This window comes from Alphaproteobacteria bacterium, assembly GCA_018063245.1.
In the GTDB taxonomy this organism is placed as follows: domain Bacteria; phylum Pseudomonadota; class Alphaproteobacteria; order JAGPBS01; family JAGPBS01; genus JAGPBS01.
Genome location: JAGPBS010000003.1, coordinates 1 through 12,663 on the forward strand (window position 1 = coordinate 1; position 12,663 = coordinate 12,663).

The 12,663-nt window shown below is 41.2% G+C and carries 11 protein-coding genes; 3 read left to right on the top strand and 8 right to left on the bottom strand.

Features of this window, described 5'->3' with window-relative positions; translation table 11 throughout:
• The 4 genes from KBF71_00550 to KBF71_00565 all read right to left on the bottom strand — a co-directional run.
• Positions 1-944 (bottom strand): hypothetical protein (locus KBF71_00550; protein MBP9876809.1); only part of this gene is annotated, 944 nt, incomplete at its 3' end.
• 18 nt (positions 945-962) lie between these two features.
• A complete protein-coding gene (locus KBF71_00555; GenBank protein MBP9876810.1) occupies positions 963-2,468 on the bottom strand; it encodes a hypothetical protein in 1,506 nt (501 codons plus the stop codon).
• On the bottom strand, positions 2,465-2,959 hold the full coding sequence (locus tag KBF71_00560; GenBank protein ID MBP9876811.1) for a SycD/LcrH family type III secretion system chaperone: 495 nt from the start codon (positions 2,957-2,959) through the stop codon (positions 2,465-2,467). Before KBF71_00560 ends, KBF71_00555 begins: the two co-directional genes overlap by 4 nt.
• Positions 2,960-3,042: 83 nt before the next feature.
• Complete coding sequence (locus tag KBF71_00565) at positions 3,043-3,423, bottom strand: hypothetical protein (protein ID MBP9876812.1); 381 nt, start codon at positions 3,421-3,423, stop codon at positions 3,043-3,045.
• A 180-nt stretch (positions 3,424-3,603) separates the two neighbouring features.
• Here KBF71_00565 and KBF71_00570 point away from each other — a divergent pair, with 180 nt between their 5' ends.
• Entirely contained in the window at positions 3,604-4,809 is a 1,206-nt protein-coding gene (locus KBF71_00570; GenBank protein MBP9876813.1) for a pyridoxal phosphate-dependent aminotransferase, read from the top strand.
• A 152-nt stretch (positions 4,810-4,961) separates the two neighbouring features.
• Here KBF71_00570 and glmS read toward each other — a convergent pair whose 3' ends face one another.
• Positions 4,962-6,785 (bottom strand): glutamine--fructose-6-phosphate transaminase (isomerizing), encoded by a 1,824-nt coding sequence (gene glmS, locus KBF71_00575; protein ID MBP9876814.1) that lies wholly within the window; start codon positions 6,783-6,785, stop codon positions 4,962-4,964.
• A gap of 175 nt (positions 6,786-6,960) precedes the next feature.
• On the opposite strand from glmS, the gene KBF71_00580 reads away from it, so the two are divergent.
• Positions 6,961-7,281, top strand: a complete 321-nt coding sequence (locus KBF71_00580; protein MBP9876815.1) for a DUF2312 domain-containing protein — start codon at positions 6,961-6,963, stop codon at positions 7,279-7,281.
• A 125-nt stretch (positions 7,282-7,406) separates the two neighbouring features.
• A complete protein-coding gene (locus KBF71_00585) occupies positions 7,407-8,657 on the top strand; it encodes an MFS transporter (GenBank protein ID MBP9876816.1) in 1,251 nt (416 codons plus the stop codon).
• On the opposite strand, the gene KBF71_00590 is transcribed toward KBF71_00585, so the two are convergent.
• Genes KBF71_00590 through KBF71_00600 form a run of 3 tightly spaced genes read right to left on the bottom strand, consistent with a single transcriptional unit; the run spans position 8,640 to position 12,581 of the window.
• Positions 8,640-10,601, bottom strand: coding sequence for a hypothetical protein (locus KBF71_00590; GenBank protein MBP9876817.1), 1,962 nt, complete (start codon positions 10,599-10,601; stop codon positions 8,640-8,642). The genes KBF71_00585 and KBF71_00590 overlap by 18 nt on opposite strands.
• Position 10,602: 1 nt before the next feature.
• Positions 10,603-12,366 carry a hypothetical protein gene (locus KBF71_00595; GenBank protein ID MBP9876818.1) on the bottom strand — a complete coding sequence of 588 codons (1,764 nt, stop codon included), beginning with the start codon at positions 12,364-12,366 and terminating at the stop codon, positions 10,603-10,605.
• Entirely contained in the window at positions 12,363-12,581 is a 219-nt protein-coding gene (locus KBF71_00600; protein ID MBP9876819.1) for a hypothetical protein, read from the bottom strand. Before KBF71_00600 ends, KBF71_00595 begins: the two co-directional genes overlap by 4 nt.
• Between the last annotated feature and the right edge of the window lie 82 nt (positions 12,582-12,663).

The window sequence follows — 12,663 nt, forward strand, 5'->3', positions numbered from 1 at the left end:
GAATCTGTGTAGGATTTGTTTGTTTCAAGCGCTCCGGTGAAGCTAGCTTTTATTTCGTCATCATAAATAGATGTCCAGGTCTCCATAGGTTCTGCAAGCAGTTGATCAACCATATTTTCGGGAACGCCCCCTTTGACAAGTATATTCTTTAATTGGCTTGTTTGTTCTGGCGTTCTTGTTTCAGGATCCATGTATGAGCCAAGTGTTTTTTCAAGATCAGGGATAAATTCCTTTTCAAGGAGCGCTTGTTGAGATGTGTTTTCTTTTATCTGCTCAGTAATGCTGGTTTGTTCTTTTTCTAAATCAGCGAGGCCAACATTTTTGGTAGCTGTCGATTCTGCTTCTGTGAGCGCTGATGCTGCACTTGCAGCTTTGGCGCTTTGATAAATTTGCACAGTTAATGAGCCTACTGCAACTGTAAGTCCTGCGGCGCCACTGACAATGCTGCCGATGGCGGCATATTCGGATGATTTTTTCGTTTCTTCTGCTTGTTCTATTTGTTGTTTTGCAATTTCTTCGGCCAGAGAGAGTGTAAGGTTGAGTTGCGCTAACATTTGATCAAATGAATTTGTCATCCAGGTATTGATGAGACTGATCATTTGATTGCCAAGACTGAGCAATAGTACAGCAGACTGATTTCTGTTTTGAGCTCCCTCATATGCAGTTTCAAAAGTTGACATCATGTCTTGGAACTCTTGGGACGCTTGATTGAGATCATTTGTTGAATCATCAATTGAATCAGGATCAAGGTTTGAGTTAGCCGGAGGGATTGTCGGAATGACGTCTTTAGGCGCAATATTCTGATTCACCTTTCCGTTAATCAGATCAAGAAAACCAGGGTGAAGGTTCATATTGGTATTTGCCGTGCCTAAGGTATTGAGCGGTTCAGTATCAGTAACTGTACCTACACGGTTAGTATTTGATTTATCAGTTGGACCGACCATGACTTTGTTCCTTTCCCATTATGATAAGGGAGCCGTAGCTGCTTGACCTTGTGAGCTGATGAGACTGTTGAGAGATTTTGAAATATTGGGAATCATTGATAGATATTGTTGTAGAGCTGTGACGAGCGTTTGAATGAACTGTTGGTCCACATCGCTTGTTGTATTAAGTTTTGTAATATTTGTTTTGATCAATGAGATTTGATAGACAAGATCAGCTATTTTCAATTCAGTCACGCCCGTTGCAATATCAAGGCCACTCTTAACAGCAAGTGTACCAGCCTCTGTTGTTTGAGCTACATTTTTAACAACTTTCATTCCCTTTTGAACGGGTGTTGGATCTGGATCAGACTCAACTGCTGCCCCTTCGCCTTTGATAGAGCTTCCAACGCCAATGGCAGAAGATGCAATTCCTAATCCCATTGCGGTATAGCCGAGGGCCTGGTCAGCTGTGCTATCTTGTGAAATTGTCCCTGTTTCAACCAAAATATTGTCAGTCACGGTTGTCGCAGAAGAGAGACAGGTGAGTGCAACAGAAGTTGCAGCCAGAAAACCTTCACTTGCACCGCCCGTTGCAACAGCAATGATTGCTTGCGCGATCGGCATAAAATAGGACATAACTGTTGCGAATACAGGTGATTTTGTATAAAGACCGGTATCTTGGAAAATTTGGTTGGCAAGCATGAGGCCTCCACCAATGAGAAGGCCAACGCCTGCTGCTGTTCCGACACCTGTTGCAATCAGAGCGATCCCTGCAATAATGGCAAGGCCTGCTGAGACCCATCCAAATAAATCGCTCCAGAAGGATGTCTTTTTAGCAGCTTCTTCAGCTTGTTCTTGTGCTTTCTGCGCAGCTTCTTGTTGAGCAATTTGTTCTTTAATGCTGTTTGAAATAGCGCTTGTCATATTTTGGAGGGATTGAAGGACTTCAGAGGTGTTTTGTGATTGCATTGTTGGCAATTGCCCAAGAAGCAGGGCGAGCAAGTAAACGATATCTTTGATGCCAGAATAATCCATCGGATTGCCATTTGCATCGACATCTGGAATATTTGTTCCATAAAGAGGTGAATTGGGATCAGATGCCATTTGCTGCAATAGGCTTTTTGTTGCATCAGATGCTGAAGCGGTGTTTGTGACAAGCGGTGTCAGGTTTGCAACAAGGGGCGCGAAGATGGATTGATCATTTAACATAATATCGCTTGGTGTTGTTGATGATGGATCTTGTGTTTTGGTCAGAGCTGACAGCAAAGTGACTGACAAATCTGTCGGCATAAGTGTTGCAAAATTACCCTCAGCGAGTAAATCGGGATTAGTTGTTGCTGTGATGGATACGGACGGTGATGCAAGTTTAGGAGCAGGAGATGCATAATCATTTGAGACATGAGATGTTTTTTTTGCAACAGATTCCAGAACATCTGCGCCCAAATCAGGATTTGTGGCCGTTGATACGACTTGTTGCGTACTAAATTGTGTAGGCGTTACGCCTGAGAGATCAGGTTTATTTGTTACATTGCTGATATCACTCATGCTTTTCCTCCTTTTTCAAGGATGGCTTTGATATAAAGATCTGCTTGTTTTTCAAGATTTGCATATTTTTTCGGATTCATCTTGGCGAAATAAGCAGCGCCTTGAAAAGCCATTTGTGCTTTGGCTAAATCGCCAAGAGCGAGGTAGCATTTACCAGCATGGAAAGGAACTTCAGGATCTGTTGCATCAAGATAAACGCAGAAAGAATAAGCTGTAATGGCATCAGTTAAGCGATCAACCATTTGAAGAGCGCCCGCATAGGCTTTCCAGAACTTCAAATTATCAGAATCAAGGACGCTTAAAAGTTGAAAAATCTGTAAGGCTTGGTCATACTTTCCTTGCTCATAGTACAAGTGACCGACCGCATAAACAGTTTCAAGCGACTCAGGCTTAATCCCCATCACCTCAGAAAAAGGTTTCTGGAAACTAAAAATTTCACTTAGTTTGACGAGGGCATCTTGCTCTTTTTGTGTTAGATCTGCTATTGCCATTTGTATATCCTCCTACTCGTGGATGTTGCGTTCATTATAGCACAAAATACAATTTTATTTCAAATAAAAATAAAATTGTATAATTATACTTTGCGCTGTTGCTTTTTAAGTTCTCTTGTTTCTCTGTTTTGTTTGACGGTTGCATCCTGCGCTTTGCGTTTAACTTGAACGCTTGCATTAATCACCATTTTTTGCGGTAGCATTTCAAGTTCTTCTATGGTTTCAGGCAGGCCATTTGCTTTTAATACCTCTCCTGCTAATTTATGAATTGTTTGAGTGATTTTCTCTATTTCTTCAGGAGATTTATTGGGGGCGGGCATATCTCTTTTCATAACTTCAATTTCAGCAAGCATTTTTGTGAGTTTTGCATGCTCTTCATTATAGCGATTGAGAATGTCTTGATAGACCGCCATAAAGTCAGTTTGCATGGGTGCGGGTTTGTTTTGATTTTCAGTGCCTGTCATCGTATTCTCCTTACTATTTTTAACAAGTATATTTGAAACTGATTGAGATGTTCTTAAACGGACGAATATTTTATATTTTAACACAAATTATAGATTAAAGGACAAAAGTGGATATCTCTGGTAAAAAAAGTGAAAATCGATTTAAGTAGTCTCAATACTTATCTGCAGGAAGGATCTTTTATGTTTCATTTAGCCAGTAAACTCGCTTTAATTAAAACCTCACCGACTTTTGCAATCACCAAGAAGGTGATTGAGCAGAAAGAGAAGGGCGTAAAGATATATGGCTTGGGGGCAGGTGAGCCTGATTTTCAAACGCCGGATCATATCAAGCAAGCTGGGATTGAAGCCATTCAAAAAGGGCTTACAAAATATACACCTGTTGAAGGCACACAAGATTTACGCAAAGCCATTCAGGCAAAATTCAAAAAAGAAAATGGGCTGGATTACGGTCTAGATGAAATTATTGTCTCATCAGGGGGTAAGCAAGTTTTGTTCAACGCTTTCATGGCAAGCCTGTCTGAAGGTGATGAGGTTATTATTCCGGCACCTTATTGGGTTTCATACCCAGATATGGTTTTGCTTGCAGGCGGAAAGCCTGTTATTGTGCAAACCACAGAAGCAAATCATTTTAAACTGACAGCTGATCAATTAAAAAAGGCTCTCACCAAACAGACCAAATGGATTATCTTAAACTCCCCAAGCAACCCAACAGGAATGATTTATACGAAAAGTGAACTTGAGGCATTGCTTGAGGTTGTGAGATCTCATCCAAGCGTGATGATCATGAGTGATGATATTTATGAGCATTTGACCTATGATGATTGTGAATTTTTGACAGCAGCACAATTGGCGCCTGATTTAAAGGATAGAATCTTGACCATGAATGGTGCTTCAAAAGTCTTTTCGATGACAGGTTGGCGCATAGGCTATGCAGGTGGGCCAAAAGTTCTTATTAAGGCCATGGTTGATGTGCAGGGTCATAGTACATCAAATCCATGCTCAATTAGTCAAGCTGCCTGCCTTGCGGCTTTAAATGGCGATATGAGCTTTCTGGCAGAGTGGAAGAAGGTCTATGTTAGAAGACGAGATCTTGTTTGCGCTTATTTGAATGATATTCCTGGGATGAAGGTAATTAAGCCACAAGGCGCTTTTTACATTTTTGCCTCTTGTACAATAGCCATTGGCAAGAAAACGCCATCAGGTAAGGTCATTCAAACAGATGAGGATTTTGCAACCTATTTGCTTGATGATTATGGCGTTGCCTTGGTCCATGGTGCTGCCTTCGGTCTTTCGCCCTATTTTAGAATTTCCTATGCAACATCTGATGATGTCTTGATGGATGCATGTGAGGCCATTCAAAAAGCTGTTGCGGTTTTAAGAGTCTAGATCTGTATGGGATAGCCCGATGCGAACGATTATAAAAGAAATACGTCATTGCGAGGCAGCCGAAGGCTGACGTGGCAATCTTATAGCTTTGAAGAGGAGATCGCCACGCCTCACCTTGTTCGGCTCGCGATGACGATCTCGTCAAAGAAACCTTACTCAACTGTTACGCTTTTAGCGAGATTCCGTGGTTGATCAACGTCGGTCCCTTTCAGAACAGCTGTGTGATAAGAAAGCAATTGTATCGGGATTGAATACAAAATAGGTGCAATTGCTGGATGGCATTTCGGCATTTCGATTTGCCATTCTAGGTTCCCTTTATGCTTTTTGAAACCATCGGCATCAGAAATCATCAATACTTTTGCGCCACGCGCAGAGACTTCTTGGATGTTTGAGGCTACTTTATCAAACAAATCATTCGATGGTGCAATGGCAATCACAGGCACCAAATCATCAATCAGCGCAATTGGACCATGCTTTAGTTCACCCGCTGCATATCCTTCAGCATGAATATACGAGATTTCTTTGAGCTTCAAAGCGCCTTCAAGAGCAATCGGATAAAGTGTGCCTCTGCCGATATAAAGAGCATCTCTCGCTTCAGCGATTTTTTTGGCAATATCATGAATTTTTGAATCAAGCGTGAGCGCATCAACAATAAGGCCTGGGAGTTCTCTGAGGGCTGTTAGTATTTCTTTGGCTTTTTCTGCTGTTATTGTCTTTTTGCGGAGTCCGACATAGAGCGCTAAGGTGAGTAAAACAGAAAGCTGTGTTGTAAAAGCTTTTGTTGACGCGACGCCGATTTCTGGCCCTGCTAATGTTGGTAAGATCAAATCAGAGGCTCTGGCAATCGTGCTTTCGGGCACATTCACAATGCTCACGATTTTTTGATTTTGCTTTTGGCAATGCTTCAAAGCCTCAAGTGTATCGAGTGTTTCACCAGATTGTGTAATGAAAAGACATGCGCCATTTTTAGGCAAAGGCGGATTGCGATAGCGGAATTCGGAGGCGATATCGAGTTCAACAGGTAGGCGCGCAAATTCTTCAAACCAATATTTACCAACCATGCCTGCGTAAAAAGCTGTACCGCAAGCTGTGATGGTGAGGCGCTCAATATTGTTCCAGTCAATGTTCATGTCCGGCATGGCAATGAGCTCTTGTGATGAATGTAGGAAAGATGAGATTGTCTCAGCAATCACTTCTGGCTGCTCAAAGATCTCTTTTTGCATAAAGTGACGGAAATCACCTTTGCTTGTCAGATTGCCTGTGTAACTTGATTTTACGATTGCTCTTGTTACAGCTGTTCCATTTTTATCTTCAATGGCAACAGTGTTATTGCGGATAACAACCATATCACCATCATCAAGATGACTGACTTGACTTGTGAAATTGGCAAGGGCGATCGCATCTGATGCAATGCATTTTGCATCATCGGTATAGCCAATGGTGAGTGGTGTGCCTGATCTAACGCCAATCATCAAATCATCATGGTTTGCGAAGATCATGGCCATTGAATAAGCGCCTTCGAGTCTTTTCACTGCTTTGCGGACAGCTGAGATAGGATCCATTTTTTCGTGGATATATTGTGTCACAAGAGCAGCTACAATTTCCGTATCTGTTTCTGTTGCAAAATTATGTCCAAGGTTCAAAAGTTCTTCTTTGAGCGTTTGGTAATTTTCGATGATGCCATTGTGTACAATTGCAAGTTCAGTTGTTGCATGGGGATGTGCATTTGTCTCATTTGGAACGCCATGCGTTGCCCAACGGGTATGGCCAATGCCGATCGTTCCTGTGAGTGGGTTTTCACGTAATTTATCTTCAAGATTGATGAGCTTTCCTTTTGCCCGGCGACGTTCAATTTCTCCACCAACAAGTGTTGCAATACCGGCGCTATCATAGCCTCTGTATTCAAGCCTTTTGAGGCTTTCAATGATGATTGGGGCTACGTTTTCTTTCCCGATAATTCCGACGATTCCGCACATAGATGGCTCCTTTTGTAATATATTGATACTAGTTTATAAGATATGATTTGAAAAAATACTAATTTTTTGTAACAAATTGTAACAGGAAAAGGGAAAAAATTTTGTTCTTGCGCCACTAATCTCAATTCAGTAAGATCAAATGGATTCAGTTCATTGTTTTTTTAAGGAGATAAAAATGTCAGATATACAAGAAGATACAGCCGCATATACCCCACAAGGCGCCCCAAAGGCTTCAGCCCCAGCAGTTCCTGCTGATGTTCAAGGTGTCTCTGGTCAGAGATTAAAAAGCTATATTGAGCGCATTGAGAGGCTTGAAGAAGAAAAAGCAGGCATTGCAAACGATATTAAAGAAATTTTCTCAGAAGCAAAGGGTTTTGGCTTTGATGTAAAGATCATGCGTACTTTGATTAAACTGCGTAAAATGGATCGTCAAAAGCGCATGGAAGAAGAAGAGCTTCTTGAAGTTTATAAGCAGGCAATTGGTCTTACGATATAGTGAAGAGGAATCTGTCATTGCGAGGAGCGAGAGCGACGTGGCAATCTTTTTTCTAACGAGTAATGAGATTACCGACTCGCAACAAGTTGCGCCTCGTAATGACGGATTTGAAAGGTGATAAAGCGATGTTTAAAAAATTAAAAGTAAATCGCAATGTGTTGCTTACGAGTATTGGTGCGGGCTTTGAATATTATGATTTTATCATTTATGGCATGCTTGCTGGGTATCTGAGTGAGTTGTTTTTTAAAAGCGCTGATCCTGCCGTTGCTCTTTTTCAAACATTTGCAATCTTCTTTACGGGCTATTTGGTGCGGCCTTTAGGCGGTGTTTTTTTTGGTCTGATGGGAGATCGCTATGGTCGAAAAAAGACCTTTATTGTTGTGATGCTTCTTATGGCGGCTTCTACTTTTTTAATTGGCTGCCTGCCTGATTTTGATCAGATTGGACTGCTAGCCCCTCTGCTTCTTCTTGTTCTTCGTATTATCCAAGGTTTTTCGTTCGGAGCAGATTTGCCGAATGCGATGACGATGTCATGTGAATTTGTTGAAGAAAAAAATCGTGCCGTCCAAACTGGATATGTCATGTCGAGTGCTGCTCTAGGCTCGATGCTTGCCAGTTTGTTTTCGTATTTTCTGGCAGCTCATTTTGTGAAAGAAGATATTCTCTCATATGCTTGGCGCATGCCCTTTTTGTTCGGAGGCTTACTTGCGATCATTGGTCTTTATTTAAGAATAAAGCTGGTTGAACCAGATGCCTTCTTGAAAGAGGAACATAAGGCTAAATCTTTAATGTTGCCCTTGAAGGAAATTTTCCAGAATCACCTATGGTCTGTTATCAGAGCAATGGGTGTGTTGATGATTATTGCAACGATGATTATCGGTGTGATTTATTTGCTCTCGTTCCTAAATATGGAATATGGGTATGAGAAGTCAGATTTGTTCCTGGCAAATACGCTTAGTTTGGTCTGGTCAGCTTTGAGCCTGCCCCTTATGGGATTCATCAGCGATCGAGTTGGTCGTAAGCGTCTTTTTAGTTTGATGGCGCTGTTGCTGATCTTTGGGATTTGGTCCATGTTTGGTCTTTTGGATTTAAAACATTTTACGGCATTGGTTGCATTTTTCTGTCTCTATCAGACCTTTATTTCAGGGCTTGTTGTGAATTACTTCCCTATTTTAAGTCAGCTTTTCCCTACAGAGATTCGCTTTACGGCCATTGCCTTGTCGTATAACATTGTTTTCTCGCTAGCGGGCATGGTTCCAATGATTTTGAGCTACCTGCAAATCTTTTATAAAGGCTCTTTAACAATCATCCTTTTTTATGTAGGTGTTGCCTTTTTCAGTTTTGCGATGGCTCGCTTTTTAAGAAGGATTCGGTAGACCTGAGGGCATATCTTCTTCAAACAAAAGAATGCTGTTCGTATACTCCTGAAGCCACTTGCTGCCGCTGATCCACTTTGTTTTTACGACATAATCATATTTAGATAATATGTCTTTTAAACCGACGATGAGCGCTTCTGGATTGGCATTTTTTGTTTGAGACCATTCTGTAAGATAGTCGTGGAGTCTTTGGTCAAGATGAGGATCATAGTCTATGCGTATTAATATGGGGCTATTTCGAACGGGATAGGTTTTTAATAGATCTTTTAGAGCTTGTTTTTGGTCTTTATTGAGTTTGGGTAGAATTGATTTTTCGATAAAAGTAATATTTTGAGCCCAATTAGGGTTCTCTTGTTTAAGATGATGAAGCTGAAGCTGAGCATGTTCTCTTTGAATCTTCGGCGCTAGGAACAATTCATTCGTGGTTATTTCAAGATTCGTTTTTATAAAAGTTCCCTTGTGAGGTAGATAGTCTATTTCTTGTCGTAGATCATACATATGCATTGCAAGCGGGTTTGTTTTATAATCCTTGAAGTATGTTTCGAGGATCCCTTTTACTGTTTTGTAATAAAAAGGGTTTGGGCTTGCAGCTGCATTATAGGCATTACGAAATATTATAATAGATTGTATAGCAGGCAATTTTTGATCGAACTGTGTAGAGGGATCATTTTGAACTGTTTCCAAAAATTGATCAAAGAGCGAGAGAACTTCTTGGTCTGTTTTAAGTCTTTCTTCTTGATGAAGGCGATTATCTTCCTGAATCAGGTGATTCATATAATGATTTTCAACCTTTGGTCTGAGCTTTTGAGCACATAGGTCCGTTGCTAAATATTTTTTTTCAGCATCAATTAGGTCTTGTACGTCCTGAACGAGGGTACTGACGTTGTTCCCTTGTAAAATCGACATTCTCTCCATCAAAGAGGGTGGTTTTGATTGAGGGTGTGCCTTTGTGAGAAGCGCTAGAATATCCTCATAAAAGGAGCCTCTTGGACTAAAGAGCTTGACGCTTTCAACTAACAATGGCTGCAGTTCACGGAGCACTAAATATAGCTCTTCGCTTTCTTTATAAATTTGAATCTCATTCAGGATTCTCATTCTGTTACTAAAGCTTGATTCATAGGCCTGCCACTGTTTGTCGATGCGTTCACTGAGTATTTTTTCTGATGCTTCCTTCCTTGCAGAGATACTTGAAATCTCATCTTTCTCTGCTTTAATGAGCGTCTTTAGGGCGGCGATATGGGGGTTAGGTTCAAGGTCAACTGTTTCAGATGTTTTCTCGAGTAAAGCCAAAATCTCGTCATAGAAAGAAGGTGAGTCACTCATCACATTTTCATAATCTTGATGAATGTCAGCAAGCTTTGCACGCATCTCTGGAGGAAGAGCTTTAAAAAGATCGGCAATTTTTTGTCGGGTTGCCTCAGGATAAAAAGGGACGGAAGTGACTGGGGTAGTCTTGGGTGCTGTACTTTTGAAAAGAAGAGAAGATTTTTCATTAAACAGTTTTTGTGTTTTGTCAATTTTCTGCTCAAGCGATGCAAGCTCTTTTCGTAGTTGTGCATAATCTTTTTGTGCTGTTTTGAGTGCTTTTTCAGCTGCCGCAACTTTATCCTTTTGCTTATAGATTTTAAAGTTTTCTTTTTGTGTTTCGAGCTCTTTGACAAGCCTCGGAATTTTCGCCTTTAAGTCTTTTTTCTGAACATATAATTGCCCCATCTTGATGAGAAGTTCATCGAGTATGTCTTTGGATTTTTGGAGCTCTGAATATTTTTTACTCTCTCTTTTATCGAGTGTTTTGGGATCTTTCACCATGGCAAGCATGTCTTGATTTTCAAGAACGCGCCGATGGATGTCAGCAGTCATGACCTTGATTTTCGCCTTTCCGGGTTCCATTTGATCCAGTGGTTCAATAATGGAAGTGGGTAAATTTGTGATCTCTTTTGGCATTTTACCCTCCCTCTGTTAGAAATTTAAACAGATACTTATAGTCCTCAGAGATTGTCTCGGCAGCTTCAGGGTGAAATTGAAGAATGAGATTGATGGCCTTGCGGTCGCGCACTTGAAGGGCAGTTTCAAGAATATGAAGGGATGCTTCGGGGTATATAATAGGAACTCCCTTTTTCAGAAGAAACTCGATGATCTCATGCTTTAAAGGATGGTCTGATTCAACAACTTCTGAGAGGGTTGTTTTAAAAGCAAATCCTTCTGGTCTTGCCTGATTTAAAGCGGCTTGTGGTATCTGGTTGAGAGTCTCAAATAGAACTCTGTGATCATTGATTTCCTTTCCAATCAGTAAGGAGAATTTCTCAATGGGGCTTAGGCTCTTGTTTTCATTAATTTTCTCCAAGGCTATGTCTTGTTGTACTTTAGCTTTTGTTGGGTAGGTATGATTTGAGGCTTTGAGATCCATGACACTTAACGTATAGCCTGGGAACCTTTTCGGGTCTTTTTTGAAGATGCCATAAGCGCGATGTCGAATGTCAGCAGAAAGGGCCTCTATTGAATTGAACTGCACGGCTCCTGTATCCTGTTTGAAATCAGTTTCATCCCCTTTATAGTTTGAATCAAAGAGGTAATAGGCTCCCTTTTTCATCCCGACAGCAATTGAATGAGTTGCTAAAGTACCAATCTGAAGAGTCGCTCCCTCTTGCAGGAGAGACGTGAGAAGAGGGACGGGGATGAGGTCTGATTTGATGGTCAATCTTTCGATAGGAAAGATAAAATCAGGATTATCGATAAAAAGAGAGATAGGAGAGGTTTGCCTTGAAGGCAAGAGAAGATCATCGCCCTGTCCTATTTGCTGATCAACAGAACCTCTACCGAATTGATAAAAAAGAACGCGCTGAAAAAGAGTATCTATCATATTGGTGAGCGCAGGGGTGATTGTATCCTTCTGTTCATCCCAGTCTCTGAGGAGTGAGACCTCTGCGTAATAATCTTTTTCCATATCCAGCAAGAACATTTCAGCCCAGCACAAAGCAAAGCCATTACAATGGCCTTTGATTTGAACAGCTTTAATAACAGAATCGAGCTCCTCAACATGTTCTGTTGGTAAATTTTGCTTTTTAAGATCTTCAAGGCGATAGGTGAGAAAGGCGTGGGCTTTCTCTAATAGAAGAGTTTGCGTGACCCCTAGGCTTTTGCTTTGCTCTTGGATAGCAGCACTGAGCTTTTCTTTAAAAGCTGCAGGCTGTTGCTGAATAAAATCAGAGACAGTTTCCCCTTTATCATTCCGAATGCCCCCGAGTGCTCCTTCATTGGCCTTCCGTAAAAGAAGGAAGGCTTCCAAGTTTTGGTTTTGAATGGCGCAGTGTGTGATTGTTTGACCCTCGGCATTGCGCAAGCTACCAAGTCTTTGGTGATCGAGCTTGTCAATCAGATTTTTGAACTGGGCCATGTCATTTTTTTCAAGGGCAATAAAAAGCTTTTGAGCTCGTAGGTCATGCAGCTGCATATTTTGTCCCTGAACGGCCCCTGTTAGTTTTGTTGCAAAATCCTCTCCTTGTTGCGTGATATAGTCATTCACGCTTTCACCTTGCTGGTTGGTAATGCCAGCTAGAGGAGCTCCATCGTTAGCGGCACGTAGTAATAAAAAAGCTTCTATATTCTGATTTTTGACGGCTTGGTGTGTGATTGTTTGGCCATCCTTATTTTGAAGCTTTGCAACGTTTGCTGGATCGAATCCTTTAATGAGCTCAGAAAATGCGGTCATATCATTTTGGTCCAGAGCCTCAAAGAGAGGCTGAGAGGGCGTGCATTTTTCATCCACTCTGATGTTCGGGCGATGAGAGGTGTTGATTGAGCAGCCTCTTTGGGACTGCTCTGAGCACGAGGCTTTGCTGCTTTGTTGACAGCTATATTCTCTTTTTCTGTAGATGGTATTTGCTGAGCCGTCGTGGACGGTAAATCTGTGATCCCTTTTGGCATTTTTCTCTCCCAAAAATGCATTGATAAGATCATTATATCATAAAATTTTATGAAAAATTTATTTTACGGATATGGGAGGAGA